General features: G+C 55.1%; 24 protein-coding genes and 1 pseudogene. 7 read left to right on the top strand and 18 right to left on the bottom strand.

What is annotated here, in order from left to right:
- Positions 1 to 3: 3 nt before the first annotated feature.
- From GKZ68_RS20605 to GKZ68_RS20595, 3 genes are read right to left on the bottom strand one after another with little or no spacing between them, the layout of a single operon-like run.
- Positions 4 to 1,032, bottom strand: a complete 1,029-nt coding sequence (locus GKZ68_RS20605; RefSeq protein ID WP_173118677.1) for a S1/P1 nuclease — start codon at positions 1,030 to 1,032, stop codon at positions 4 to 6.
- Positions 1,033 to 1,071: 39 nt separating this feature from the next.
- Positions 1,072 to 1,314 carry a hypothetical protein gene (locus tag GKZ68_RS20600; RefSeq protein ID WP_173118675.1) on the bottom strand — a complete coding sequence of 81 codons (243 nt, stop codon included), beginning with the start codon at positions 1,312 to 1,314 and terminating at the stop codon, positions 1,072 to 1,074.
- 47 nt (positions 1,315 to 1,361) lie between these two features.
- The gene (locus GKZ68_RS20595) at positions 1,362 to 2,681 is read right to left on the bottom strand and encodes a S8 family serine peptidase (protein WP_173118673.1); all 1,320 of its coding nucleotides are present in this window, start codon (positions 2,679 to 2,681) and stop codon (positions 1,362 to 1,364) included.
- Positions 2,682 to 3,216: 535 nt separating this feature from the next.
- On the opposite strand from GKZ68_RS20595, the gene GKZ68_RS20590 reads away from it, so the two are divergent.
- Both GKZ68_RS20590 and GKZ68_RS20585 read left to right on the top strand, forming a co-directional pair.
- Positions 3,217 to 4,062 carry a hypothetical protein gene (locus tag GKZ68_RS20590; RefSeq protein ID WP_173118671.1) on the top strand — a complete coding sequence of 282 codons (846 nt, stop codon included), beginning with the start codon at positions 3,217 to 3,219 and terminating at the stop codon, positions 4,060 to 4,062.
- Between the two features lie 197 nt (positions 4,063 to 4,259).
- Positions 4,260 to 5,219 (top strand): site-specific integrase, encoded by a 960-nt coding sequence (locus tag GKZ68_RS20585; protein ID WP_254244316.1) that lies wholly within the window; start codon positions 4,260 to 4,262, stop codon positions 5,217 to 5,219.
- Positions 5,220 to 5,361: 142 nt separating this feature from the next.
- Here the strand turns inward: GKZ68_RS20585 and GKZ68_RS20580 are convergent, their stop codons facing one another.
- Together GKZ68_RS20580 and GKZ68_RS20575 are read right to left on the bottom strand one after the other, a co-directional pair.
- Positions 5,362 to 5,838 (bottom strand): DinB family protein, encoded by a 477-nt coding sequence (locus GKZ68_RS20580; protein ID WP_173118669.1) that lies wholly within the window; start codon positions 5,836 to 5,838, stop codon positions 5,362 to 5,364.
- Positions 5,839 to 6,263: 425 nt separating this feature from the next.
- A complete protein-coding gene (locus GKZ68_RS20575; RefSeq protein WP_173118667.1) occupies positions 6,264 to 8,303 on the bottom strand; it encodes a hypothetical protein in 2,040 nt (679 codons plus the stop codon).
- Positions 8,304 to 8,532: 229 nt separating this feature from the next.
- Between GKZ68_RS20575 and GKZ68_RS20570 the strand changes: the two genes are divergently transcribed.
- A complete protein-coding gene (locus GKZ68_RS20570; RefSeq protein ID WP_173118665.1) occupies positions 8,533 to 9,411 on the top strand; it encodes a type IV toxin-antitoxin system AbiEi family antitoxin in 879 nt (292 codons plus the stop codon).
- On the opposite strand, the gene GKZ68_RS20565 is transcribed toward GKZ68_RS20570, so the two are convergent.
- Both GKZ68_RS20565 and GKZ68_RS20560 read right to left on the bottom strand, forming a co-directional pair.
- The gene (locus tag GKZ68_RS20565; protein ID WP_173118663.1) at positions 9,408 to 10,313 is read right to left on the bottom strand and encodes a nucleotidyl transferase AbiEii/AbiGii toxin family protein; all 906 of its coding nucleotides are present in this window, start codon (positions 10,311 to 10,313) and stop codon (positions 9,408 to 9,410) included. The genes GKZ68_RS20570 and GKZ68_RS20565 overlap by 4 nt on opposite strands.
- Before the next feature lie 9 nt (positions 10,314 to 10,322).
- Complete coding sequence (locus tag GKZ68_RS20560) at positions 10,323 to 10,724, bottom strand: recombinase family protein (RefSeq protein WP_173118661.1); 402 nt, start codon at positions 10,722 to 10,724, stop codon at positions 10,323 to 10,325.
- Between the two features lie 265 nt (positions 10,725 to 10,989).
- Here GKZ68_RS20560 and GKZ68_RS20555 point away from each other — a divergent pair.
- Positions 10,990 to 11,367, top strand: a pseudogene (locus GKZ68_RS20555) (hypothetical protein); the annotation flags it as partial.
- A gap of 11 nt (positions 11,368 to 11,378) precedes the next feature.
- Here GKZ68_RS20555 and GKZ68_RS20550 read toward each other — a convergent pair.
- The 4 genes from GKZ68_RS20550 to GKZ68_RS20535 form a co-directional block, all read right to left on the bottom strand.
- A complete protein-coding gene (locus tag GKZ68_RS20550) occupies positions 11,379 to 11,948 on the bottom strand; it encodes an IS630 family transposase (RefSeq protein WP_173118657.1) in 570 nt (189 codons plus the stop codon).
- Positions 11,949 to 11,967: 19 nt separating this feature from the next.
- On the bottom strand, positions 11,968 to 12,339 hold the full coding sequence (locus GKZ68_RS20545) for a helix-turn-helix domain-containing protein (RefSeq protein ID WP_173118655.1): 372 nt from the start codon (positions 12,337 to 12,339) through the stop codon (positions 11,968 to 11,970).
- Positions 12,340 to 12,847: 508 nt separating this feature from the next.
- Positions 12,848 to 14,209, bottom strand: coding sequence for a T9SS type A sorting domain-containing protein (locus GKZ68_RS20540; RefSeq protein WP_173118653.1), 1,362 nt, complete (start codon positions 14,207 to 14,209; stop codon positions 12,848 to 12,850).
- A gap of 15 nt (positions 14,210 to 14,224) precedes the next feature.
- Entirely contained in the window at positions 14,225 to 15,613 is a 1,389-nt protein-coding gene (locus GKZ68_RS20535; protein ID WP_173118651.1) for a T9SS type A sorting domain-containing protein, read from the bottom strand.
- A gap of 453 nt (positions 15,614 to 16,066) precedes the next feature.
- Between GKZ68_RS20535 and GKZ68_RS20530 the strand changes: the two genes are divergently transcribed.
- From GKZ68_RS20530 to GKZ68_RS20520, 3 genes are all read left to right on the top strand, one after another.
- Positions 16,067 to 16,462, top strand: a complete 396-nt coding sequence (locus GKZ68_RS20530) for a hypothetical protein (protein ID WP_173118649.1) — start codon at positions 16,067 to 16,069, stop codon at positions 16,460 to 16,462.
- 926 nt (positions 16,463 to 17,388) lie between these two features.
- On the top strand, positions 17,389 to 17,928 hold the full coding sequence (locus GKZ68_RS20525) for a DUF6252 family protein (RefSeq protein ID WP_173118647.1): 540 nt from the start codon (positions 17,389 to 17,391) through the stop codon (positions 17,926 to 17,928).
- 29 nt (positions 17,929 to 17,957) lie between these two features.
- A complete protein-coding gene (locus GKZ68_RS20520; RefSeq protein WP_173118645.1) occupies positions 17,958 to 21,071 on the top strand; it encodes a T9SS type A sorting domain-containing protein in 3,114 nt (1,037 codons plus the stop codon).
- Positions 21,072 to 21,352: 281 nt separating this feature from the next.
- Here the strand turns inward: GKZ68_RS20520 and GKZ68_RS20515 are convergent, their stop codons facing one another.
- From GKZ68_RS20515 to GKZ68_RS20485, 7 genes are all read right to left on the bottom strand, one after another.
- Positions 21,353 to 22,321: a hypothetical protein gene (locus GKZ68_RS20515; protein WP_173118643.1), complete on the bottom strand. Its 969-nt coding sequence runs from the start codon at positions 22,319 to 22,321 to the stop codon at positions 21,353 to 21,355.
- An 84-nt stretch (positions 22,322 to 22,405) separates the two neighbouring features.
- Positions 22,406 to 22,663: a hypothetical protein gene (locus tag GKZ68_RS20510; RefSeq protein WP_173118642.1), complete on the bottom strand. Its 258-nt coding sequence runs from the start codon at positions 22,661 to 22,663 to the stop codon at positions 22,406 to 22,408.
- A 293-nt stretch (positions 22,664 to 22,956) separates the two neighbouring features.
- Complete coding sequence (locus GKZ68_RS20505; RefSeq protein WP_173118640.1) at positions 22,957 to 23,328, bottom strand: hypothetical protein; 372 nt, start codon at positions 23,326 to 23,328, stop codon at positions 22,957 to 22,959.
- A gap of 29 nt (positions 23,329 to 23,357) precedes the next feature.
- Positions 23,358 to 23,720, bottom strand: coding sequence for a hypothetical protein (locus GKZ68_RS20500; RefSeq protein ID WP_173118638.1), 363 nt, complete (start codon positions 23,718 to 23,720; stop codon positions 23,358 to 23,360).
- A 144-nt stretch (positions 23,721 to 23,864) separates the two neighbouring features.
- Positions 23,865 to 24,464, bottom strand: a complete 600-nt coding sequence (locus tag GKZ68_RS20495) for a hypothetical protein (RefSeq protein WP_173118636.1) — start codon at positions 24,462 to 24,464, stop codon at positions 23,865 to 23,867.
- The gene (locus GKZ68_RS20490; RefSeq protein WP_173118634.1) at positions 24,464 to 24,994 is read right to left on the bottom strand and encodes a hypothetical protein; all 531 of its coding nucleotides are present in this window, start codon (positions 24,992 to 24,994) and stop codon (positions 24,464 to 24,466) included. The genes GKZ68_RS20495 and GKZ68_RS20490 overlap by 1 nt, the downstream gene beginning before the upstream one ends.
- On the bottom strand, positions 24,991 to 25,404 hold the full coding sequence (locus GKZ68_RS20485) for a hypothetical protein (protein ID WP_173118632.1): 414 nt from the start codon (positions 25,402 to 25,404) through the stop codon (positions 24,991 to 24,993). The genes GKZ68_RS20490 and GKZ68_RS20485 overlap by 4 nt, the downstream gene beginning before the upstream one ends.
- Positions 25,405 to 25,421: the final 17 nt, after the last annotated feature.

Here is a 25,421-nt window from a genome sequence, read left to right as displayed (position 1 = left end):
ATACTACCCAAATATATCCTTAAGCCTGTCTGATAGGCGATAACCCGCAAGTGCTGCCTGTCGCTGTCCTATTTTTTCTGTATTTACCAAATAATCGGATGAAGGCGTTGGTGGATTGGTTGGGTCTTCTACCAATTCCCCGTATGCGTGCACTTTTGCTAAAGTAAAACTAGCCCTAGCCCAAGTCGATGGGTCAGGTGATTCCAAATCGGCGCTAATTGATTCACTTGAACGCGGATAGGCAGTCATAATATCTGTAACTATCAATTCCTCATCTCTTGATGGGGTCATAATATTAACTGAGCTATCCCATAAGGAGTGTAAATTTTTTGCTTTTCCCCTTAGCTTGAATGCATTGCCCCCCCTATCACCGGCTGGGTGTAAGTCACTGAATCGGTCAACGCAATGCAAGGGCTGATGCAAATCACCAAACAAGTGTATCAACCAGCTAAGAGCATCAACCTTATCACTATCAGTGCCTTCGCCTGACTTTAGTGCCGCAGTAACTTCTTCTATTTTGGACAGTACGTGCGGCGGAGCCGGTAGTTCCGGCTCGGATGGGCCGCCCTCTTGTAATGGAATGTCGATGAAGTGTAGCGGACGGGTTGCCGGCTGTTTCATGCGAATATCATCCGGGTAAGTTGCCGCTTCCTGCAGGGTCCGGTCGCCATTTCGAAGAATAGCCTCTACCACCTTATATGCTTTTGGCGACACCATCTGCAAATCATGCCAGGCAAGCATTGCTATTATATGGTGGCCGTTAGCATTAAAAGAAAGCTTAAAGGCTAACTGAGAATCCTCGCTTGTATATGATTCTGTGGCTAATGCAGGGGAAAGTTTGAGACTTGAGTTACTGGCAACAGTAAAAATGAAGCGCGCTTCAATCGCGGCGCTGCTACGCAAACTAACTTCCAATTCTACCGGCTTCACACCTTCGGCAGTTAAGTTGACGGTATTTGATGTTTCTGCTCCTAGGCTGGATACAGTAGTAGCTAATTCTCTTTCAGGTTGTTGAGTAGGGGCAGTTGCCATGGGTTTGTTCGGTTAAATGAGTTAATGCGCCTTAAACTTTCATTTTATCGAGTAGTCGCCTCTAGAACCATCCGCTTCGTCATCAATACGACTAGCCGAAGCAACTCCAGGGATTGATTGTAAAAGCCACAGCTTATCCTCGTCCACACTACCCCTAAGATGTCCTAAGATGGGAATTTCATCGCTTACCGTCATTCCTGCTTCTTTAACTTGCTGGGTAATGCGGGCAAAGTGCTGGATGTTGTCTGACGAAACTTGCACTTTCACTTTAGTCTGAGTCATACAAAAGGCATCTAGTAAGAGTAAGCACAGCTGATTTCCCGACCGCGTTAAGGAGCCTGAACTAATCCGCTACCCACATCACTGCTAGGTAAAACTAAGCGGTTGGCACTTTGAAGCAGGCGCGCCCAAATCTGTTCAGCTGTTGCCGCTGGGTCTGCCTCCATTAGTAGCGCGGCGATACCCGCCACATGCGGAGTTGCCATACTAGTGCCGGTATCTAACCCATAACCGAGCGGTGGAAGCTTACAAGAGCCAACTTCAACACCTGGTCCCACTACGTCTATGTTCCCACCGTCCATGCCAGAGCCGCCATTTGAATTGGCATAAATCCCAAGGTGTCTATTTACAGCCCCTACAGCCATTACCGTCTGAGCGTTGGCTGGCATGTTCACGGGAGCAATTCTTTCTGGGCGCACACTATCATTTCCAGCTGCCGCTATCAGCAGGCAATTGCTTCTAAGTGCTATCGTGCCAATATCATCGTATTCATTAGTTTTCACCATGCTCTTGTCTATAGCCTTACCGAAAGACATGGAAATAACACGACAGTTGTTTTGGACGGCCCAGCCTATCCCATGTAAGATATCGCCTTCGAAGCCATACCCATCGGCCTTCATCACCTTTCCAACGAACAGTTCCGCCTCGTACGCAATGCCGTAGCGCGGACCAGGCCGATTAGGCATTTTTGGCCCGCAAAGCGTTCCCATACAATGCGTGCCGTGTCCATTATCATCCTGGGCCGTAGTCACCCCATTGATAAAGCTCTGACTGGCGACCACCCGGGCAGCAAGCTCAGGGTTGGCCATATCGAAGCCAGTATCAAGAATAGCTATTCTAACCCCCTTACCCGAAAACTTACTTTGGTCAACGCCCGTCGCTTGTAGTCCCCAGGTAAAAGTGTCACTGTCGGCAAAGCTTGTTAGTGTTTCCTGGGCCGCCTCGATCCCTACCATTGTGTCCGGGGGGGCGTTGCGAAGTAGGTCGCCCACCAATGAATTTACGCCTGCTTGAAATCCTTTTAGGTACTCAGGCGACAAAGACAATGAATTTGCGACCTCTGCCTGTGGGGATATTTTGAATATGTATTCTTTACGCACATGTTTCACTGGCAAATGCTTCCCGGTAAGCATACGCTTGACTTGCTCTGCCGGTGCACTGGAAATAGCAACGCCCAAAGAAGGCACCACTACAGTATCCTGCCCCCGCCAAGCGCCAGACTCGAATTGTATGCTCGCCTCTTCTTGAGTTGCTGAAAAGGCAAGCCCCGCTTTGTCTTGAGCTATTTTGGCAACCTCTGGTAGCATTGCCGGATGGAAAAAGATGAGGTATCGGCCTGTTTCTCCTTGGGCAATTCTTTTAAGTGCCATTATATATAGTATAAATACACATCACACGATTGGTTTCACTTATACAAACCTCATCAGCTCTCTTCACTTATCAGTCAGTGCTAGCACTGAATTCTGATTGGCAGTTTGAGAAATTGATAAAGTCACCCTTCCTGTCACCTGCTATAAATTCATCATCACTACAACAAAGCCCCTTTCCTTACTTCCCGTCTTAAAACGATGCTCTGTTGCATTCAAGAATTTTGCTTATTCGCTCAGTTGTAAAACCCATTTATTTTTACGGCAGGTTTTTAAGTTATGATAATCTTTACTTACAGTAATTTATTATTAATCATAGAATTAAATATAATATATAATACTATTAGAATCCATCCTTAAGCCTTATTAACCCTAAACTATCAAGTAGGCTGGCTCGCGTAAAGTATCCCTCTCCAAGTCGATGCTGATTCCAGCAGTTGTATCTTGGTCTGCCCTCCATTGCCTGCCGCTGGCTGGAAATGGCTTTACGTGAGGGAGAGCTTACCCGATGAACGCCCTTCCTCCTCCCGAGTCCGCCTTGGCCGCCGAGTTACCGCACTACAATAACACGCCCCAGCCAGACTTCTGCGGTCTGAGCCCAGCCCAGATGCACGCGCTGCTTTACCAGCCGCTGAGCCCAACCAGCGTGGTGCAGCTACGCACGGCTGTGTCGAACGACGTGCTGGACCACCTCCCCTTTCTGCGGCTGACGGAGGCTTTTCTGCACCTATTAGCGCGGGAGCAGCCGCTGCGGCTTACCCCCCTGGGGGCACTGCCGCGCAAGTACCTGCGCGAACTCTATGCCCACGGCTTCATCCTAGAGGATGGGTTGGAAACGGGCCTATTCACCCTGAGCCGGGAAATCGACTCGCTCGCTATCACCACCCTGCACCAGACCACCCGGCTGGCGGGCCTGGCCCGCCTGGTACGGGGCCAGTTGCTGCTGACCAAAAAAGGCCAGCAGTTGCGCAACCCGGCTCGGCGCCCAGCCCTGTGGTCGCTTGTCGTGCACACCTTTACCAGCCGCTTTGTCTGGGCCTCGCACGACGGCTACCCCGCCCCGGCGGTGGGGCAGACCGGCTGGGCCTATTCGGTGTATCTGCTGGCTAGGTTCGGCCAGCAGTCCCGCCCCGCTTCCTTTTACGCCGACCACTACCAGCGCGCGTTTCCCTTCGTGCTGGCGGAGTTCACGGATCCGGCCTACCGGTCGCCCCAGGCGCAATTCACCTTCTGCTATGAAGTCCGCACCTTCGAGCGGAGCCTGAACTGGCTGGGCCTCGTGGAAGTAGCTTACCCACCCACGCGCGTGAACCAGCCCGACCAGCTGGTGCTCGCCTCTTCTTTGCTGGCCCAGCTAGTGGAGGTGCAACAAGGGCCCGCGTAAGTAGCCCGCCTTCCTGGCAACTGAATTTTCGTTGGTCTACCTGACTCATCCGAAACTGGCGGTTACCTAAAAATTTGCTTGGTTCCGCAACATGCTTCTTATTTGATAAGGACTGATAACGTTTACTTATCGGTCCTTATCTTGTCAGCGCAAAACGCCCCCTTTTTGGGCGTTTCACTCCTTTATTATATACTACCGTGAGCAGCCACCTCGTCGTCCCGTCTTCGCCCGCCGCGCAGGTACCCGCGCACCTTATCGAGTCGGCCAGTCGCTACGTCGAGTCCGGCCTGCGCGGGGCGGCCAATACCATCCGCGCCTACGCCGGCGACTGGCAGCGCTTTACCACGTGGTGCCAACTCCATCAACTCGCCTCGCTGCCCGCCCCGGTCGAAGCGCTGGCCGGCTTCCTCACCGAGCTAGCCGACGCGGGCAAGAAGGTCGCTACCATCCAGCGCCACGCCGCTGCCATTGCCAAGGCCCACGAGTTGGCCGGGCTGGACTCGCCCACGACGGATAAGAAAGTCAAGGTGCTGCTTAAGGGCATCGCCCGCGAGAAGAAAACGCGCATCAAGCAGGCGGCGGCCTTTACGTTGGCCAGCTTCAAGCGTACCATCAAGAGCATTGATGTGAGCACGCCTACCGGCCTGCGCAACCGGGCCCTACTGCTGCTCGGATTTACGGGGGCCTTTCGCCGCTCGGAACTCGAAGCGCTCAATATGGAGGATTTGGCTTTCGACGAGGAAGGCCTCGTGGTCTCGCTCGATAAGAGCAAGACCAATCAGTTGGGCCAAGCCGAGGAAAAGGCCATCTTCTATTCGCCGGACGTCGCCCTGTGCCCGATTCGCTCGCTTCAGGCCTGGCTACGCGTGCTCGACCGGTCGGAAGGGTGCGTGTTTGTGTCCCTGCGTAAGAACCAGCAGGTGACCACTCGGCGCCTGACCACCAAGTACATCAACTTGATTACCCAGCAGTATTTGGGCAGCCACTATACGGCGCACTCGTTGCGGGCTTCTTTTGTGACCGTGTCCAAGCTCAACGGGGCCGATGATAGTAAGGTGATGAATCAAACCAAACACAAGACTAGCGCCATGATTCGCCGCTATACTCGCCTTGACAATGTGCGGCAGCACAACTCGGCCAAAGAATTAGGACTTTAATGCTTTAAACTCGCTCAGAGCTTGAAGTACTCGGCCATATACAGTTGACAACCAAGAATTTCACATGCTGCGAAAGTTCCTTTACAAGATGTAAAAAAGCTCGGCTTTACTACTCATTCCTAAATTATTCGTCCTAACTAGCTCATTTTGGTTGGGCTTGCAAGAATTCTTGCATGTGAGTCGGTAAGGGATAGCTACCCTGCAGCCGGCGCATCAGCACGACTTCTCCTAGGTGAAAGGACAAGTGCAGTGCGACCTCTTGCAAGGCCAGTGCTTGCGCGAGAACTTGTGGCGCTTCCCCTTTCGCCTCGCTGGCCCAGCTTTGTAGCTCAACCAGTTGGCGTTTGAATTGCATGACGGCAGCTTGCAACACTGCTTCGCTGGGGGGTACGCGTGCCGCATCCCAGCTTCGCTTTTCGTCAAACGCCTCTGCGGAAGCTATGTCTTGTAGTTGAGCTAATTGATGCGCTTGCCACATAAGCAAGTGTTGCAAAATTTGCCAAATAGTGGCGGGAAAAGCCTCCTGCTCCGCGCCGCAGTTAGCCACGGTCAAATTGTCGAAGGCCTTAAACGTATCAAACGACTGCTCAAACAGGTGCTGGCTATCAGTTGACATCATGGAAGCGACTACTTTACTGTTGAGATTATACGGGAGTCTAGACACCACCTCAATGGAAGATTCCCGTGGACGCTAAACTACAGCAAATGCTTGCCTCGCCTAAGACACTATATAAACGGAGGACTGATTAACGTTGTAAGAATGATTTATGCGATAACCTTATAAATCAGTGCAAAAGAGTATCTAATTTATTGACTATCTGCATATAGAATCGTACAGGGCTTCATTTGATCAATTTTTCTCAATATCTCACTTATATGTTTAAATATATTATTGCTCTGTTCAGCGACCGATTTTGCTTATAGCGGTTTCTTAACTAGTATCCTCTTTTTGTCTGTGCTATGCATTGTCATCCAGCTCTTTACGGGCTTTATAAGGGTATTTGGTTCACAAAACCGCTATAGCTCATACCTAGATTATTCCGCTCAAGCTTGCGCAATTCCTAGTTTATCGAATAGAATCTGATTTCGTTGCTTCGAATCGCCCACCAATTTGTCAAAAGAGATAATTTCAATATACGCGTTGTAATTAGGATTGAATCCAAAATAGCCGGCCTCATCTGGAGTTAAAGTCAACGTAGCTAAACGAGCTTGTTTGTGAATGTTCTTGGTTAAGTCGCAGATGATGTAGCAGTAAAATTTGCAGGACTTCGTGGGAATAATTGGCCGCCCATCTTCCGTGCGGGCATCGCCGGCTCGGATATCATCAATGTAGCCAAGCACTTGACGCACTGGGTCACTTTCGTCGGTATATTCCTTTCGCATTGGGCGTTTGAACTCAATGATGGTGAAGGCATCATAAGGTGCTGCGCGTGCGTCTGTATACAGCAAAGCTTTATCGAAGCTAAGTAGGATGTCCGGTCGGGGAGAACTTTTATCTCCTTCACTCAAGGGCTTATCCGATTGTAGAAATCGGTGATAAGCTAAGCGCTCGTCAATGAGCCATAGATTATGGTCTTCATAGTCCACCTCATCCGATGTCTTCTGCATCGGAAAGACAATTTTATGAATCTGTTTTTCCAGCGCATAATTACCCTCGCTATCGCGGGTCAGCACGCTTTCAAATAGCCGCAAAATCATCTTTCGATGTAGCACATAATCAACTAGACTGGCTTGGCCTGTATCCGTTATTTTACTTAATAAGTGAGTAAAGTTCTCTGTGTAGGCCTCACTACCCGGCAAAGCGTCCGGCTGTATGGCCACAATGTTATTCAACTCAATTTTTGACTCCAGTATAAGTTCATTGCGTACCTTGTAAAGCTCAATATCCAGCTTATCGTCCGGCAGCCCCGGTTTGATACGGTCAATCAGATGCGGATATTTGAGCAGCGTCCGGTATTGTGGGGCTTGGGTGTTGACGTAATGCTGCAAGTATTGCTGCTTCTCGCGTCGCACTTCAGTCAGATAGCCATCGAGTTGCTGGTTTATTTGCTGTACAGTTTCTTCTTGAATCTCTGCCAGTGACAGCAGGGGCTTGCCCAATACTTGGCTGGTCACAGGCTTGCTAGGAATATCTAGCTTGGTGCGTTCTCGGTTCACATGCTGGTCTAGGTAGCTGCCGCTGACCAGCGTGAAGAAATCAAAGCCCTCACCGTTTTCGTGTTGAAGTGGCTGATTTAGATTAGGAATAATAGCTGCGAGAGCCTCCGACGTCACTACTCGCTTGTCTGCACAATACAGAATGGCATGACGCGGCTTTGTGCTTCCGCTTTTGACTTTCAAAAAAGCTAATTCAAAAGGGTAGTTGTGAAGTGTGAAAGAATCCGCGTCCGTCTCAATCAAAAACTCGTGGCGGAAGCGGTAGTTCAAATCATACTCCTCGGTGCTACCGTCAGCTTTTTGCTCACGCAACACTAAGTGAGGGCAACTCTCATCCACCAAAAAATTAAGGTGGTGCTCGATAATAAGGTCAGCCAGTTCTCCTAATGGCAAAGACAGCCGTTCTGCGTACTCATCTTGCAGCTGGCAGAGCTTAACCGTCGTGCCGGTCGGGTGCGTCTCCCCGTTAATGCTCAACGGAACCGTCCGCTCGTCCGCTAAGGGTGCCCGGTTGTCGAGCACAAACGCAAAATCTCGCCGGTAAAATTTTTGATCAGTGTTACGGAACACCGAGCGCACCTCCGCCCGGTCGAATACCTTCAGCCATAAAAACCGGCCGACGCCTTTGCCCCCGCGCTTCAGTTTATAAGTAGACTCCGCTTCTCGGAAAGACTTATAATTCCGGTTATTAAACCCAACACCATTGTCTTTGATAACAATATCCTGGATGGGAGACAGCCCTTCAGCAAATGGAGTTGCTTGAAAGTCACGCCGCACTTCAATAAGCACCTCTCCCACCATTGTTTTAGCATCGTCAATGGCATGAAGTGAGTTAACAATGGCCTCGTGCAGGGCCATAATACCCTTTTCCTGACTTAACGGGATATTACGCACCTTTCCAACTACGTTGGTCTTTATCAGTGTCATAGCCTAAATGTAAGCGCGTTACGGCCAGCGTATTGTGTGACTGGGCACGGAAACAACCCTGACCTTTGCCGGTACGCGTACCGGCAAAGGTACGAAATATTTTACAAATAGTTTCTTTGTCAATTAGCTGCTTATCAATAAAAACGCTTGACAATGTCTAAAAAAACCCTTAACTTTGCTATACGTAGAAGGTACGCGTACCTTCTACGTATAGCAGTAATTATTTACCGTGGCCAACAAAAACCGCTTTCTAATTGCGCAAAGCGACATTGTAGCGTTGCTGAACACGCTAGAACAGACAGTATTTCAGCGTCGGGACTTGGAAAGGATTTTTGCCGAGCACCGAAGCTTCTGGCGTTTGGCGAAAAGCCTGTTAGCCCGTGACTTTATTGCGCTTTTAGTGCGTCACACGGCGATGAAGCAGGTAGACCTCGTCTTTCCCACGGAAACGAAGACCTTGTACATCTGGAAATCGGTTACTGCTTTTGAGTTAGCTACGCATATACGCACTCAGGCTTACCTATCACATTACTCGGCGCTGTATCTACATGGTCTAACGGACCAGATACCGAAGCAGATTTATGTAAATGTGGAGCAGTCATCCAAGCCGGATTCGAGCGTTCCGTTGACGCAGGAGGCGATAGACGACGCCTTCACTCGGCCCCAACGCCAGTCACAGGCCCACGCGCGCTACCGCGACTATACCCTAGTCCTGCTCAATGGTAAGTTCACCGGGCGGCTGGGCGTTGTAGAGGTGCAGCACATGCAAGCGGGCCGCATCGCGCTAACCTCCTTGGAGCGCACCTTGATTGACTTGGCCGTGCGGCCGGACTACGTGGGAGGTGTATTCGAAGTAGTAGAAGCTTACCGTCGGGCTGCCTCTACAGTTTCCATCAACAAACTAGTTAGCCTGTTGCCTAAGCTAGGTTACCGTTACCCTTACCACCAAGCCATTGGGTTTTACCTAGAGCGGGCTGGTACCTATCGCCCCGCACAGGTGCAACTGCTCAGGAAGCAACCACAGGAACTAGACTTCTATCTCACCCACGACATGGGTGCTACCGATTACTCCCCAGAGTGGCGACTACACTTTCCAAAAGGATTCTAGCGCAGCAACTGACCGAAACGCGACACCACGTAATCGAAGTAAAAAGCAAATGGCTGCGTACTGCTGGGGTCCGTCACAGTACTGCGCACGGCTGGAAAGTCCACTTCGTGGTAGTGCTGGGTCGTAGCCAACTGTTCTAAAAACTCTATCGGCACTTTCTTAGCAGCAAATACCTGCCGTAGCACATCCTGGCTTTCCGCGCTCTCCACGTCGATATCGAATCCTTCCATCAACGAATGAATGTCGTAGAAATCGCGGGCACGGGCTCGTGGATGATGTGTCGGAACAATTGGAACGTATTCGGGCATTTGCTGACAGATGGCGCGCACCTTCTCGAATACCAGCAGCTGGGGCGGGTATACATAATAGGTGAGCCCATCTAATTCGTGCGCGACTTTATGGCCACAATACTCATAGCGGCTGATATCTACCGAGAAGCTCTTGCTACGAAATTCGGCAGTACCTAACTCTAGAGATGCCCTTTGGAGCTGTTTGGGATCATGACCGTAGCGAGCTAGAATGGCCGCGTCAGCGACTTTAAATTTGATTCGGTAGCCGCCCCAAAATGAGCGCAGCGCTACTGGCATCGTTCCGGGCTTTTCCTCCACTTTCACATCAAAAGCGTGTAATTGATGGGCCGCAAAAGTTTCCGCCAGATTGGTCGCAATAGTCTGAACAGTTTGGTGCACGTCTGCAAAATCCTGCTCCATCGAAAAATCTAGGTCGACAGAGCCACGGTTGCCCACTCCATACGCAATGCTTAAGGCATTACCGCCCTTTAGCACCAGTGTTTCCATTAAGATGTCGTCCGTTACAAGGGCTACGATAACGAGCCGTTTGATTTTATCTAGCAGGCTTAATTCCATCATCCCAAGATACAGTTCAGATTGCAGTAGCTTCATTGTGCGTATTCATTTTGAGTCTTTTTGCGCTAAAGTAAGCTTGCTATCCGTCTTGAGTAACGCCGGTAAAAGGCGCTGTACGGTTGTAGCCTGAAACTCCTTACCGCGCCGGGTACGATAGCCCACTTCGTTGAGCTTGGCGGCAATTTGCCACAAGGCCTGCCCTTTGGCGCGTAAGAGTTCCGCTAGTTGCGCCGCCTGCTGGTTAGCCTGGTGCTCCCGAGCGTTGCGCTGCATGGCCGCCTGCCCCTGCGCAATCACGGTTGTCGTAAAATTCTGCGGGCTGCCCAGCTGCGCGCCGCGGGCTTTCTTGGCGGCGAGCGCATCCTTCGTGCGTTTGGAAATGGTCTCGCGCTCGTGCTGGGCAATAACGGCGAATAGGCCCACGGTAAGGGTATTGGCGTCGGGCATGTCGCAGCAGACCAGTGCCGGGCGATTCTAACCCGTCGAGCACTACGCCGGCTTTATGGTAGGCCGTACCCGGCTCCCACAGCCGGTTGAGCATGGCGCGGGCGTACCCGAGCAGTACAGTAGTATCGACCGTACGGCCAGCAGGAGTTGGCCTAGCTACTCGTTTCACTGTAGCTTTCAAGATGGTGCCTATATTGGCACAACCTTGCCATGTCCATTACACGGAGGCAAATAGTCAATTCAATAACTAACTATAATTAGGAAAATGAACGCAGGCTCACAGTGGAGAAAATGGAACTTTCATGTACACACGAAAGGGACAAATAAAAATGACCTGTTTTTATCACCTTCTATGGATGAGTTTTTTTGCGTGTTCTACAAAAAAGCTTTTGCCAATAAAATACAAGCAATAGCTTTAACTGACTATTTTTCTATTGAGAGATATATTGAAGCAATTGAATACCAAAGAGACCTTGAAAATAAGGTTGATACTACAGGTAATAAGCTCTTCGATGCAGAAGAAGTATCATTTATAAAAGACATATTTATTTTTCCTAATGTAGAGCTTCGAATGCTCCCGACCACAGATAGTTCTAGATTAATAAATATACACTGCTTATTTAATCCCGACTACGTCAATGACTTATAGCGGATTCATGAACGGTGTACGTGATAGCCACAGTGATTAAACCACGCTTTCGCATCGGGGCCAGTAAGCCAGTCGATGGCGGTATGTAAGGCTTCTTCGAGCGCGTCGCGGGTCCGTGCCTGGGCGTGGCGCAGCTTGGTTTTGAGCTTGCTCCAGGCCTGCTCGATGGGGGTAAAGTCGGGCGAGTAGGGGGGCAGAAACAGCACTTCGATGCCGCGCCGGGCTAGCCACTCCCGCAGCCCGGTCAGGTGATGCACCCGCAGGTTGTCGAGGACCAGCACGTCCCCGCGCCGTAGCTGCGGGGCCAGGATGCGGCTGATATACAGGGCGAAGCTGCGCTGATTCAAGGCCCCTTCCAGCACCTGGACCCCGTGCAGCCCGTGCACGGACAAGGCGCCAATTAAGGTTAGGGAGCGGGCCGGGCGGCGCAACGGTACGGCCCCACTCACACGCTGGCCGGCCTGCGCCCGGCCAGAGCGCCGCGTGTAGTCTAGGCGCAGGCCGGTCTCGTCCAGAAAATGAAAGCGGGCTACGTCGGGGCGTTGCGCGATAGCCGCGACGTGCGCGCTGCGCAAGGCGTGTACCCGGGGCGTGTCACGCTCCGTGGCGTGCAGGCTTTTTTTTACGTCGCCAGCCTTGTTCGTGGAGCACTCGCCAGACGGAGCCCCGGCTAACGGCTTGCCCGCGCTCAACCAGCAGGAGCGTCTGTAACTCGGCCAGGGTGGCATCGGGTTGGGCCGCCACCTGGTCCCTTAGCCAGGCCTGCGCCGCCGCATCCAGGCAGCGGGCCGGACCACCGCGGCCGGGCAGGGCGGCCAACTGCCCGCTTTGCCGCTGGCGACGCAGCAGCTTGCCGACGAAGGCCACGCTCACGCAAAACCGGGCGGCGACGTGGGCTTGTCGCGCCCCGGGCTCGGCACACGCTTGCGCGATACGCTGCCGCAAATCAAGAGAATAGGCTTGCATACACCCGGTACGTAAACAGCTTTATAGTAGCTACACCGTTCTAGAATCCGCTATACCTGAAAGTTTGATTTATAAATTACACATGCGAGTTGTCGTGTACTTAATAAAAGTGTCTAGGCGTGAGCACTGGTTCGGTTTGTTTATAGGCCCAGATTTTGTGCAGCCTTGTAAGCCACCACGTTATTAAGTGACCTCCTCCTGTATGCTTTTCTAGATAGAGAGCAATTTGTGAGTAGAGAAACGCATATTTTCACTACCTGATACTACTCCAATAAAGGTCAGTAAAATAGGGCTTAAAAAAGGGCCCCTACGCGCTTGAAAGAGCATCGGCAAAAGCATCCACTAAGGGCCCATGGGGAGCGTCATTATTAGGAAGGAAACGCGAGGAAGCAAAGAACCCAGAACGATAAGGAAATTTATCTTTAAAGACTAAAAATTTTTATTACTAAACCCGTGGATAGACTTACCCACGGGCTTCCGGCGAGAGGGGTAACACAGCGGCGGGGGCCTACTTGACTACCACGCGTACACTGCTGGTCCCTTGGCGCACCAGGTAAATCCCGGGGGGCTGCCCGCTCATATTGAGCTGGGTACTCCCCGCCGGCAGCTGCCTGGTGGCTTGGCCGATGGCGTTGTAAATGACCACGGGCAGCGTGGCGTCGCCCCCGACGAGGGAGAGCAGCCCACTACCCGGGTTCGGATAAACTGCCAGGGCACTGGCGCCGTCGGCGGCCAGGTAGCGGACGGGGGAATAGTTTTTAGCCCCCGATAAGTCCTCCTGGCGCAGCCGGTAGTAAGCGGCGCCCACGTAGGCGCTGGAGCGAGCGTAGCTATGGGCCTGCTGGGTAGTACCGCTGCCCGGCACGTAGTCCACCTGGCTCCAGGAGCTGCCATCGGGGGAGCGCTCGATACCGAAGCCCGCGCTATTCAGCTCGGAGGCCGTGTTCCAGCGCAGCAACACGCTGGCGCCCGACCGCGCCACCTCGAACGAGCTTAGACTGACCGGTAACGGCCCGTTGGGCGCGAGCGCGTTCGCTTTGGTCGTCGTCGTTTCGTAATTGTAGGACGCGTTGCCACTGTGCAGCACTATCCAGTAGTAATAGACCTTATTCGCGGGCTGCGGACTCAGCAGCGATACCGAGTAGCTGGCCGGCGCGTAGCCTTTGGGCGCTACCTGGTACGTATTCCCCAACCCGTAGCTGGCGTTCATGGCCGTCGAGTCGGCATTCCAGAGGATGGTATAGTTACTGGCCGCGGATTCGCCGTTGTTGACGAACTCGAGGTCGGTAAACTGGCCGTTGCGAACCAGCTTGGTTACGACGGGCAACGAGCGGGGTTGGAGAAACTGCGGGCCCTTGCGGCAGGACGTACAGGAGGAGGCCGTGTAGTAGCGGGTGCCGCTGGCATCGGTATTATACTCAAAAACGTTGACCTCGTAGAGTACGCCGCCGGTGGCATTGAGCACCGCCGTGGCCGTATCGGCCGGGCTGGTGTAGGCCGCCGTTTTCAGCAGGTAGGTCGTGCTCGGCGGGTAGGTAGAGCCGAAATTCGGGTTTTTCGGCACGTAGGAATTCGCGTCCATTATGCCGTTGCCGTTCGTTTTGTAGGGGCGGTCATCGGGCAGTACCATATCGACGGCACCGCCGTAGGGCGAATTGTAGTCTACCACGCGAATAAGAACAATGTAGTACGTGCCATCGCCGGGTTTCCAGCTGATTTTCGCTACGTTCTGGTCGGCGGTGGTGCCCGGCTTCGCGGTGACAAGTATGCGGGAAGGGGCAATGCTGGGGTATACTTGCGCCCGGGCCGGATGCAGGGCTAGCCCGAGCCAGAGCAGGGCCAGGGTGCGGATAATAGGGAATAGTTTCATCGTAGTAGTCGGAAACTATTCTAGAACGAGGCGGCTGCTGACCGCCCCTTGCCGCACAACGTAGACGCCCCGGGGCAGGTCCTGCACCGCCAGCTTGGCCGTGCCCGGCGCCAGGGTGGTCTGTTGCACCACCTGCCCCAGGGTATTGAGCAGTTGGACTGGCGAGCCGGCGCTAGTGCTGAATACTTCCACCACGTCATGCGCCGGGTTCGGATAGGCAGCTACCCCTTTTGGGTAGCTGCTAGCACTCTGCGTCGCCAGGGGGACGGCCTGCACCAACAAGCTCTTCGTGGTAGCCGTGATAAAGCTGGCCCGGTCAACCTGCTGGATCCGGTAGTACATGGCCCCGGTGAAAGGGGTAGAATACTTGTAGTCTCCCGGCGTGGTAGAAATGGTCGCTACCTGGCTGTTAACGAACCCCAGGTTTTGCCAGGACAGCGAATCGGCCGCGTACTGAAGCTGGAAGCCACCGTTATAAATTTCGTTCGTAGTAGTCCATTTCAAGTCGATAGCCGCGGCGCTGGCGCTGGCGCCAGCCTTTAAATTGGTGATAACGGACCCGTAGCGGCCCGTGGGCGAGTAGCGCACGATTTTCGAGTACTTCTCCTCGGCCAGCAGCGGGCGGGTCTCGGCGCGCAGCAGCACCCGGTAATAGAGCGGGCCGCTGGCAGTGAGCGGTAGGGCGCTCGTATAGGTCGAGGCCCCGGCGTAGTTGGTGGGCGCCAGCTGAAACGAGGAACTCAGCGATGAGGACAGTTGCGCGGAGTCGGAAGCCCACTGCACCTTCAAAAAGCTAGTGGCGTTTTCCGCAGCGGTTTTAAAGGTTATAATCGGCCGCGAATTCGCATCCACCGTGATGTTGGTAATCTGCGGGGCTATGCGGGGCTGCGCAAACGTGGTTTTGGCCCCGCGCGTGTAATTCTTGTTGCCGTTGCTATCCACGAAGTACTCGTACACGCCCACCTCGTAGTAAGCGCCAATCGTGGTGTTGAGCACCTGGGCCGTGGTGTCGGCCGCGCTGCTGTACGTCCCGGTCTTGAGCAGGTACGTCGTGCTGCACACGCCGCCGGCGCATAAAATGGGCAGATTGGGATTCTGCGGCACGAAGGAGGTAGCGTCCATCAGGCCGTTGCCGTTCGTTTTGTAGGGGCGGTCATCGGGCTCAATGAGGCCGGGGCTGCCGTAGATGCCGTACACGTCATTGAGGCGGATGAGCACGACGTAGTTCGTGCCGGTGCCTCGTTTCCAGTGAATGTTGGCCACGTTCTGGTCGAACGTGGTCGAGGGCGACGGCTTGGCGACCACCCGCGCGGGCGACGCGGGGGAAGTCTGCGCGCCGGCGCCAAGCGTCAGCAGGGCGAGCGTAACCAGAAGCGTGAGACGAAGTGCGAATTGCTGCACCATAAAAAAAAGGAAAAAAGGTGAAAAAAAGGAAGAGAATACTGGGCAACTATTATCTCCGATAAGTAAACATTATCGGAGATAATGTGAAAACGCAACGGGCAGGGGCGGGGCCAGTCAGCAACCAGGAACGAAGGGCGACGTGCATGGACTAAGCCGAAGCGGAATTGCACCAGCTGGCGGCTGAGGAGCTTCGGTAGCCAAAGATAAGTAAAAGTTTGTCCAAGTGAACAAATCTTTTTAGAACTTTGCAATCGCCGTGCCAGACTACCTTAAAAAAGCTGGTCCGGGAGTACTATTACGGGCTGCCCGGGGGGCGTGCTGAAGCCTGGGGCCCGGGGGAACCGGGCGGGACGCTTTCGCCGGAGTGGCGCACAGGGGCCTGCGGCGGGGCAGAAAAATAGTACTTTGGAGAGAAGCAGGCTTATTTTTGGCGGCACTCTTCTCCTTTTCCACATGCCGGACCCGATTACCAGCTACCAACTCAATGAACCTCAACTACTCGCTAAAGTCTCTCAGCTAACGTCCGACCTCCGAATGCTGCGCTTGCTGCTTCAGATGGAGCAGCAGCAGGCCTTAATTGCGAATGATTCGGCCAAGCGGGCGGCCATTAAGCAAGCGTTTACCAGGAGAATAAATACTAAATCCAACGAGCAGGTAGTAAGCCAGCTCGAAGCTATTCGCGAGGGCAAAGTTCCCTGGGTGCCCGCCCCGACCCGCCCGAAAGGCGACGTACTCCACGACATTGACGAAGTGGTGAGCGAGGGCAGCAGGCTCGGCCACTGGTGGGGGAAGCTGTTGCGCAGCTACGGGGTGGCCAGCCTGCCAGCCAACCCGCTGTTCAACCAGTAGCTACCCGGGGCCCGGCGCCGGAGCTGCCCGGCACCCTACCCGGTAGTAATGGGGGAGCATCAAAAAGTGTGGGGAAGCCATTTTGAAAAGAAGAATTATTTTTAAGTTACGATACTTGCCTTTCAACCATAAGTTTGCTTACTTGCAAGTACTTAGCTCTTTCTTCCTTTTCCACGTATGAAAATCCCTTACCTACTGTTAGTCCGTGGCTTAACAAGTGGACTGCTCATACTTGCGAGTTACGCCAAAAACAACGAGCAACTTGCGCCTGCTCCTTCCTCAGCGGCTACCGGGCAGACGGATGTGCGCGTGTTGAAGCAGGAATTCCTGGCGAAGAACTACGCTCCTCAACTCGTTTTTCAGCTCCGGAATCATACGTCACTTTTGCTGGAGCCCCGCTGGGAACAGCTGCTGCAACGGGCTACTTCTACTGCTGAGACAGCCCGCCCTGGCGTGGGTAGGGGTTAAGAAGTACCTGCTTATTCATCAAGCAGGAGGAAAAGGAGAATCCTGCGAAGGATGCAGCTAATCCCTTGGATTTCTTCGCCGCGTTTACCGGTACTCTGCGCGTCAAAAACCTGGCGACGGGTGTCAAGTCGGGAACGTCAGGGTAAGGCGGCTCTTGGACTTGACGGTAGCTGCCAGGAGCTGCAAGTCGGTCACGCCGGCTTGCTTGCCCCATTGTAACAAGACCACCGGGTTAGCAAATTACTTACGACTAAGCCTGTAAAGTCCTTTACAAGCGACCCTATTACTCGCTTGGTACTAGCGTGGGAGCCTTATTATACCTAGCCAAGTACCCGGCTAACTAAATCTAAAAGTCTGATGGACAAGAATTAATTTTTGAAGCCCCCAAAGCGGCGGAATACCTTCGTCGCACCATATAGCCTCCCGGTTGCTGAGTACCTATAATCTCTCCTTTTCCCATGCACCCTAACGCCATTCCTCTCCTGCTAGCCGCCTTGCTGGGCCTGAGCCAGTGCAAAAAGATTGACCCCACCCCGCCGCCTACTGTCAGCCAGCTTGACCTGCTACCACTGGCTACCCAGACCGGTCAGCGCACTTTTGGCTGTCTCGTTAATGGCCAGGCCTGGACCCCAGCCGGCAGCCCTTTTGCTGGGCCGTTGTTTACGGCTCAATATTATAATAATCAACTGACCCTAGTAGCAACTCGTGGGATTGTTAAAAATGGACAAACCATCTCGGATTTGATTCAACTTAATATAAATCGAATTGATTCTCCAGGTCAATACATTCTGAGCAGACCAGATACCAGTTTCGTTAACTACCATAATCTAGTTGCTAACTGCACTTATTACACCGATGCGACACACCCGGCAACGGTCGTCATTACAAAGCTAGACTTAGTCAATCGCATCGTCTCGGGTACGTTCGCCTTCACTTTGGAAACACCCGCTTGCGGCAAGGTCGTCGTTACCGATGGCCGGTTTGACTCCCGGTTTTAATTCTTCTTCCCCTCTTTCCTTTTCCTCCCATGAAAAAACTTGTACTTGGTTTATTGGTGCTGCTAGCCAGCCTCTCGGCTAGCCACGCGCAGACTGGGCCCGAAGACCAGGCCCCGCTCACGGCTTTTGCCGACTCTATCAACGCCGTATTCCAGGCCGTGGACAAGAGCCGCATACCCTCCGGCATCCTCGAAGAGTACGGCTTGCAGCTCATCGACCACGTGCCCTTCACCGGCTCCAACGGCTTCTCGGCCGCTAACCAACTCGATATCAATCGCTGGCGCGCCATTTACGGGGACCTCTATGGGGCCCGCATCAACGCCAACGCCCAGAACATGCCCAGCCTGGCCACTGTCAACCAGCAGCTAGCCCTCTACGCCCGCGATGCCTACGTGGAGCTGCCCATCCTGCACTTCGACTATAATAGCATCCGCACCGACGCGCTCAGCAGCGGGGCTATCCAGTCAGTCAATAACCGCCTCTATGACGTGGCGGGCCAGAATCCTTACCAAATCAACACCGCCTTTGCCGTGGCGGCCAGCGCTGCCAGCCTGCCGAGCGCGACCGCCTCGTTTGTGTTCCGCCCCGACTTGTTCTGGACCAACAGCGGCCGTACCGTGGCGGGCCTAGAAGCCGACTTTGCCGATGGCAACGGCTTCGTGACCCTGAGTTGGAACGCGCCCCGCACCATAAGCTACGGCAGCGCCGGCGACAAAGACGTGCGGGTGCGGGTGCATTATACCAACGGCAGCACCTACGAAAGCCATCTATTGGTGCGCTCGCCTGCGCCCGTTGTCAGTCCGGTAGCAAATGCCACTGCCGGCACGCTCGCCACCGCTTACACGGGCATTGCCAACGTGAGCTTCAACCTTACTGCCGACAAATCCTACCAGGGGCAGCGTGCTTCGGCGCAGATTTCAATTGAGTACAGCGGTAGCTCCGGCGTACTGGATAAACCACTTATCGTAGTGAAAGGCTTTGATTTGTCGGGGTTTCTGCCAATAACACACACTACATACAGTGAATTTATATCTAAGCAGTTCAACACAGATGGAGTAATACTCAGTAACGGAGCCAACGCGGACGGTTACGACATTGTATACGTTGATTTCGACAATGGCACCGACTATATCCAGCGCAATGCCTACCTACTGGAAACCGTCATCAACTGGGTAAATCAACATAAAACCGGCACCCAGCCCAACACCATGTTAGCCATGAGCATGGGCGGGCTAGTGGCTCAGTATGCACTCCGCGATATGGAAAAAGATTTGGCTAATGCTGTCGCTGGGGCAACTCCGCATCAGGTACGCCTACTCATCACCCACGACGCCCCCCACCAGGGCGGCAACGTGCCGCTGAGCGTGCAGATGCTCATACGGCAGTTGGCCGGCACTAGCTTTAGCCTGCCCTTGGGGAGTACCATCCGGCTAGTTGACCGCTATCCGGTGCTGGGCCAGGCCCGGGATGCGCTGCTCTCGCCGGCTGCCCAGCAGCTCCTGCGTTACCAGACTACGCATTTGGGTGGGTCGGGTGGCTTTGCGAACTTCGTCGTAGCGGCCCCCACTTCGCTTTACGACAGCTTCCAACAAGAGTACCAGGCCCTGCTAGGGCCGACTGGAGTGCCACAGGGCACGCCCGGCCAGCCTTGCCGGGTAGTAGCCTGCGCCAACGGCTCGGAATGCGGGCGACCCCAGCCTTTTGGACCCTACGCTATGCTGGCCAGCCTCACTTATGATGGTAACGCCACCAATTTTGGCCTGCTTGATGTGCTAAACGTACCTATTTTATCGGGAGCTGCATTAGGCTCTTTGGCTACCCTAGGCGTCATTTCTGGTCCGGCAGGTATCGTGGGCGTAGGCATCATCAGCTTGTTTGCGCTGGGACTCACCGGGTCTTACGACCTGACCGCCGCGCTCAACCTGCGCGCCCTGCCCGACCAGCAGGCACTATCGGTATGCGATATCTTCCTTCAAGCTAACAAGCATACGCGCCTGTTAGGCCTTTTCCGGGTTCAGATTACTTTTCTGGAATATCATGGCACTTCGCTGGCTTCGCAACTGCCGCTCGATAGCGGCTCGGGCGGGGTTATCAGCCTGGCCGCTTATGCCCAGCAAATAGGCGGAGCCACCACTTCCCTGCCAGCGGGCTTGCTTCAGCAGCAGCAGTTTTGCTTCACCCCCACCTTCAGCACTCTCAACATCACCCCGAGCAGCTCAGCAGCGCTCACGGCACAGTACTCGCCGGGTACGAACGTCGGGACTCCTTTCGCCAATTTCCGCACCGCTGGCCGCGAGAATGAACTACACCTTCAATACACGGCCTTGAATAGCAGTTGGATGCTAAAGGAGTTGCGTCAGACGCCGCAGGTCCTAAGCTGCTCCGCTTTTTGCCAAGCGGAGCCAGCAATCAGCGGCCCCACTGCGATTTGCAGTACCGGGGCCACCTATAGCATTCCTAACCTACCACCCGGTACTACCGTCAATTGGCAATTGAAAACTACTGGGGCCGTTTCGACTACCAGCGGCACCGGCCCTACCTTCACCGTCAGCTCTACCGGCGGAGGAAGCGGAGGCGGGGTGTTGACGGCCACCCTCGTCAACGACTGCGGCACCTTGACACGCACTCTGAATGTATATGCTGGGGTGCCCGAAACTCCACTCTTCGACGGGCCGACAGAAGTTGCTTGTACTGACTATAGCGAGACGTATACCATTACCAACTACAGCCCTGCCCTGACCTATACCGTGCGCTCGGGCGGGGTAGCCCGCAGCAAGCCGGTACTGGCCCGCGTCGGCACCTTCCAGGTATTGTTCAGCGGAACCGGCTCGGGCTACGTCAATGTGACGGCCACCAATAGCTGCGGCTCCGTGACTAATACCCTGTCGCTCACCGTGGACCCCTGCGCTACTTTTGCCGCTACCCCCAATCCATCCAGCTCCCAACTGACCGTGACGGCGACCGACCCGGCCGCCGAGTTTGACGCCGACCTCTATGACACCTACGGCCGGAAGCTCAAAACCAAGCATGGCGCCCACGGCAAGGCGGTGCTTGAGGTAGCCGAGCTACCCGACGGGCTTTATAACCTACGCGTGGGGCAGGGAAAGGGCGCGTACTCGCAGCACATTCAGATTAAGCATTAGGAGCGTACTACGTCTGCAAGCCGGGGCCGGTCAACGGTCCCGGTTTTTTTTAGTAGAACGATTGCCTAGGTAGCTGGATGAAGAAGAAGAGCATTATAAAGTGTGGAGTAATTGGGCTTTATAAGTCAAGTTGCAATGTGGTTAACCTCTATTACTCCACACTTTATGATGCGCTCCTACTGACAACGGCCAGCCGGAATTTCCGAGCTGGCCGTTGCGATAAAAATAGAAAGAGTGGATAAAAGCGAAGCGGAGACAACGCTGCGGGCGTGCGGCCAGGCTTAATTGGCCTGCACAAGGAGGGAAACCAAGGAGTTCTTCGTGCGGGTCTTGCCGTCCTTGGGTTGGTAGAGGCGCCAGCCCCGGCCGTTCGACCCCAGCAGCCAGGTGCGGGCGGGGTCATCGGTTTCGGCGGCCCCGAGCACGGGGTAATCGTTGAGGCGCGTAACCTGGTAAGTCTTGGGGTCTTTGGGGTCGGCCCCGGTCACCAGCAGCGGGGAGTGCCCGTTGCCGGGGTTGGACAGCGAGACGTAGTGCTGGTTAGCTTCCGAGCCCAGGCCCTCGACCAGCACGAATACCCCGGCGGCCGGTAAGTCTAAGTTGTAGCTGCTCAAGTCCAGCGTAAGCAATCCCTTCGGCGCGGTCGCGAGTTGAGCGGTCGAGATTTCCAGTGGCGTTGGCAGCAGGTCCGACCCAACCGGACCGGCGGCTGCGCCCTCGGGTCCGAGCGCGCGGAGCGAAATGCGCAGGGCGCCCGCCCGGATGGCCGTCGGCTTGAGCTGGAGCTGAAGCTGATTAATGCGGCCGGTTTGCCCTTCGGGTAAGCCGGCCAGGTGGACGGCCACCTGCACCGAGGGTATCAGGTAGTAGCTGGAGCCCAGGTGGGGTTGCCGGGTGAAGGGCGTGAGCAGCACCTGGCGGCCGGGACGCACGACCACACCGGGCAGGGCTGCCGACGCTGGTTCGAGGCGCAGCGTATCCAGCACGTCGGTCGCCGTGCGGGCGAAGTCGGCCGGGGCGTAGCCCAGCGAGGATAGGTGCAGCTTTAGGGTTCCCGAGGCCGTGAGCGGGAAATTGAACAGACCGGCCTGATTGGTGACGCAGGTGCTGCCCCCCGTCACCTCCTGCACCGTGACACTGGCCAGCGGGTTTCGCGTTACGGCGTCGATGACGACGGCGCGGTAAGTGGGCGGCGCGGGGGGGCTGGCCAGCAAGCCCAGAAAAGCAACGAGAATAGAAATCAAGGACATGATGCAGAAAGGAGATAGACCGTTATGCTACAAATAAACAATACCGGGCTGATGACCCGGTATTGTTTCCCGCAGCTGAACCGCTTATTGGCAAAGGGCCGAGTTCGGTACCGAGTCGCCGCCGCCCAGGCGGATGCCGCAGAAGCGGTACACTACGCCGGCGCTGCCATCGGGATTGCACTCCACATTGGCGGAGAAAAACAGGAAGTTTTTGCCGTGCTTGGCGTGCTTCGTGTGCTTCGTGGCCGTGGTGGCCGACGCCGGGTTCGTGGTGCCCGAGGCCAGTACGGCACCAGCGGTCAACGCGACGGCCAGGGTTAGCTTGGTGAACTTGCGCTTCATACGAAAAAAGGGGGGGAATAAAGAAATGCCTACTCTGTATGCTTTTCGGCGACCGCATTTCCCGGCATCTGGCCAGACTACCAGGGGTAAAATCAACGAGTGACAATTCGGGAGCAGCCGGGTAAAAAGCTCCAGCGGATGCCGCTGGAGCTTTTTCCGCCAAGGGCACAGCCGGGTACGATGCCAGCGCCAACCCTTGCAAGACGATGGCTGGGCCAACAGTCCTTTTCCACGTCAAAGCTACCTAAAGTTTGTTCATATGAACAAACTATTTAAGAACTTTTGCCACATATTTAGGAAGTGGGCTGTAAGTCAGCTGGTTGGAGAACAGGCCAAGCGGGGGCAGCCTCCATTTCGCGCAGCAAAGCCAGCAGCTCCGCCAAATTTGCCGGCCGCCAGCGGTCCCCGTACTCATCTTCCAGGTAAAAGCCCCGGCGGTCGGGCACCAGCAACAGAATGATGGTGCCCCGGGGCGATTCCACGTACCAGGTGCGGTTGTCGCGCTCCGGGGGCAGCGCCTCCACCTCATCCCCGTAATCAGGCAGGCACTCGCCGGTAGCGACTGCCCCGGCCTGCGTTAATTCCGAGGCCGCCGGCACGGCCTGCGGCGCGTAGCCCCGCCAATTAGGGCCGTACCACCGCGTTAGTTCAACCAGGGTACTCATGTTACTAAGCTAGCTAAGCGGTAAAAAGATTAGTCCATCAGGGCCAGCCACGCGTGGTGCTTCACGCCGCCCGGCTGAAGCGCCACGCAGCGATACATGCCGGCCGGCGTATCGCGCGGCAGGGGAAGCGGCTGGCGATGGTGGTTAGTGAGCGGCAGCACCCGGCGCGCAAAAACGAGTTCCCCCGTGCGCGTGCGCACTTCAACCTGCACCGGGCAGCTGCGCAGCCCATGCAGGTGCAGGGTAAGCTCCTCGGTTGACTGACAGGGATTGGGCAGCATCACCACCCCGGGATTCAGGGGCAGGCGCTGGGGCCAGGGCCGGGGCAGTCCCCGCTTCCCGCCGCCCAGCAGGGCGCCAAACGCGCCCAGTAAATTGTAAATCCGTTGCATGACAAAATTTTGAATAGCTAACTACTTAATGTTCAGTAAAAGGCGGCGCGGGCGAGCGCGGAAGGAGCAGCTTACTGCCGGCGCTGAAGCGAACAAGATTTCAAATGAATTTCAAAATAGTTCGTCCAGTGCGGCCAAAAAAAACTAGCGCAGGTGGTAGCGCAGGCCGGCGCCGTAGAAGCCAGGCCAGCGGGTAATTCCGTCTTCGGGAAAAACCAAAGCCTTTTGCAGGGTGCCGACCACGGAGAGGCGGTTACCCAGGAAAATATCAGTTTCCACGCCCAGCAGCGGCCCGCCGTAAAAGCGCTGCTGCACCCCCGCTTCCGCCACCGCCGCATCCTCATTCGTTCGCTCGTAGCGGACCAGCCCGCCGGCGAGCAAATGCACGTAGGCAATCTCGCGCAAGTGAAACAGCAGCGGGGCCACGGCCAGGCTAAGGCCGTAGGCCGAGCTGGCCGCGCCGCCGCGCACGAGGTGGTCCGGCCGCGCCAGGCTAGCCCCCAGCCGCAGGTAGGTCTTATCGGACACGTAGCGGGTCCAGCTGCCTTCCCCGAAGAGGCCGGTATCGGTCTTGCCGTACACGAGTCCCAGGCCGGTTATGCGCTTATCGTGGCGCTGCGCCCAGCACCCGCGCGGCAGCCCGAGCAGCCCGAGCAGGGCGAGCAGGAAACTGAGCCGCAGCAGGCCGGAGCCCCAGGCGGCCGTCGAGCTGCTCGACGGCCGCCGCAATGCAGAGCGGACCATTATTGCTGGAAGAAATTTTTTTCCAGGCGAATCATCGCCTGCGTTTGCAAATCTTCCTGGTAGGCCGAGGCGACCACTTTTTTGTGCGGCGAGCCTTCGGCCACTTCCGCCAGCAGCCGGTCGGCTTCCGAGCGTAGCTTAATCGCGGTCATCAGGTTGGCATTTTGCGCCGAAATATTGGCCATGCGCTCGCCTTCGGTCATGGAAAACCGGTTGTCGTTGTTGAGCGCCGCCAGGGCCTCCGTGCTCTGCTGGGTCATCTCATTGGCCAGCTTCTGGTAATTAAAAGCGGTTTCGATTTTCTTCTTATCCGCTACTTCCTCGTAGGCGTACTGGGCCACGAAGTTGCTGGCCTTCTCCGCCTCATACTGATTGTAGTCGGTAGGCTGCGCGGATTGCGAATCCTGTCCGTTGCTGAATACCTTGTACACCAGGTTGATATCCGTAGACTTGCCGTTTTTCAGCGATGTCTGCAAATTGCCCGCGTAGGTATTAAGGGCGTTAAGGGCGGCGAACGAGCCGAAGCTCACGCTGCCCCCTGAAGCAGGCCCGCCACCTGGGCGTACAGCTCGACGGGGTTGCTCAACTTGAGGTTGGCCAGGCCCTGCACTTTTTTCAAATCACTCTGAATCTGCTTTTGCAAATCCAGGCCCGCCGAGGTCAGGTCCTTAATATTCCCGGTCAGGTCTTTGACCTGGGTGTGAATGGTGTTGGCGACCCCGGCGATATTGCGCGCATCCTGAATGACGCCGAAATTCTGCACCGTGTCGTACCATTCCTTGAGCTGGGTGGCGAAATTGCTAATGTGGACGCCCATGTGCAGCGGGTCGTTCACAATGAATTGCGCTTGCGCGCTTTGGGGCGGCGCGCCGCACAGTAGGGCGGCGGTCAGGCCCAGGGCCGTGAGGCGCCGGGCATGCTTTCGGACGTACAGGTTCATACGGGTTGAAAGGGGGT

Source organism: Hymenobacter sp. BRD128 (assembly GCF_013256625.1).
Lineage (GTDB): Bacteria > Bacteroidota > Bacteroidia > Cytophagales > Hymenobacteraceae > Hymenobacter.
Note: the sequence above shows the minus strand (reverse complement) of the source record. Positions and strands in the feature narration are given on the sequence as shown.

What these genes read in the sequence shown, in the direction of transcription:
- GKZ68_RS20605 (WP_173118677.1), bottom strand. Translation starts at nt 1,032, where the DNA reads ATGGCAACTGCCCCTACTCAACAACCTGAAAGAGAATTAGCTACTACT.
- GKZ68_RS20600 (WP_173118675.1), bottom strand. Translation starts at nt 1,314, where the DNA reads ATGACTCAGACTAAAGTGAAAGTGCAAGTTTCGTCAGACAACATCCAG.
- GKZ68_RS20595 (WP_173118673.1), bottom strand. Translation starts at nt 2,681, where the DNA reads ATGGCACTTAAAAGAATTGCCCAAGGAGAAACAGGCCGATACCTCATC.
- GKZ68_RS20580 (WP_173118669.1), bottom strand. Translation starts at nt 5,838, where the DNA reads ATGATGTCAACTGATAGCCAGCACCTGTTTGAGCAGTCGTTTGATACG.
- GKZ68_RS20575 (WP_173118667.1), bottom strand. Translation starts at nt 8,303, where the DNA reads ATGACACTGATAAAGACCAACGTAGTTGGAAAGGTGCGTAATATCCCG.
- GKZ68_RS20565 (WP_173118663.1), bottom strand. Translation starts at nt 10,313, where the DNA reads ATGAAGCTACTGCAATCTGAACTGTATCTTGGGATGATGGAATTAAGC.
- GKZ68_RS20560 (WP_173118661.1), bottom strand. Translation starts at nt 10,724, where the DNA reads ATGCCCGACGCCAATACCCTTACCGTGGGCCTATTCGCCGTTATTGCC.
- GKZ68_RS20545 (WP_173118655.1), bottom strand. Translation starts at nt 12,339, where the DNA reads ATGCAAGCCTATTCTCTTGATTTGCGGCAGCGTATCGCGCAAGCGTGT.
- GKZ68_RS20540 (WP_173118653.1), bottom strand. Translation starts at nt 14,209, where the DNA reads ATGAAACTATTCCCTATTATCCGCACCCTGGCCCTGCTCTGGCTCGGG.
- GKZ68_RS20535 (WP_173118651.1), bottom strand. Translation starts at nt 15,613, where the DNA reads ATGGTGCAGCAATTCGCACTTCGTCTCACGCTTCTGGTTACGCTCGCC.
- GKZ68_RS20530 (WP_173118649.1), top strand. Translation starts at nt 16,067, where the DNA reads ATGCCGGACCCGATTACCAGCTACCAACTCAATGAACCTCAACTACTC.
- GKZ68_RS20525 (WP_173118647.1), top strand. Translation starts at nt 17,389, where the DNA reads ATGCACCCTAACGCCATTCCTCTCCTGCTAGCCGCCTTGCTGGGCCTG.
- GKZ68_RS20520 (WP_173118645.1), top strand. Translation starts at nt 17,958, where the DNA reads ATGAAAAAACTTGTACTTGGTTTATTGGTGCTGCTAGCCAGCCTCTCG.
- GKZ68_RS20515 (WP_173118643.1), bottom strand. Translation starts at nt 22,321, where the DNA reads ATGTCCTTGATTTCTATTCTCGTTGCTTTTCTGGGCTTGCTGGCCAGC.
- GKZ68_RS20510 (WP_173118642.1), bottom strand. Translation starts at nt 22,663, where the DNA reads ATGAAGCGCAAGTTCACCAAGCTAACCCTGGCCGTCGCGTTGACCGCT.
- GKZ68_RS20505 (WP_173118640.1), bottom strand. Translation starts at nt 23,328, where the DNA reads ATGAGTACCCTGGTTGAACTAACGCGGTGGTACGGCCCTAATTGGCGG.
- GKZ68_RS20500 (WP_173118638.1), bottom strand. Translation starts at nt 23,720, where the DNA reads ATGCAACGGATTTACAATTTACTGGGCGCGTTTGGCGCCCTGCTGGGC.
- GKZ68_RS20495 (WP_173118636.1), bottom strand. Translation starts at nt 24,464, where the DNA reads ATGGTCCGCTCTGCATTGCGGCGGCCGTCGAGCAGCTCGACGGCCGCC.
- GKZ68_RS20485 (WP_173118632.1), bottom strand. Translation starts at nt 25,404, where the DNA reads ATGAACCTGTACGTCCGAAAGCATGCCCGGCGCCTCACGGCCCTGGGC.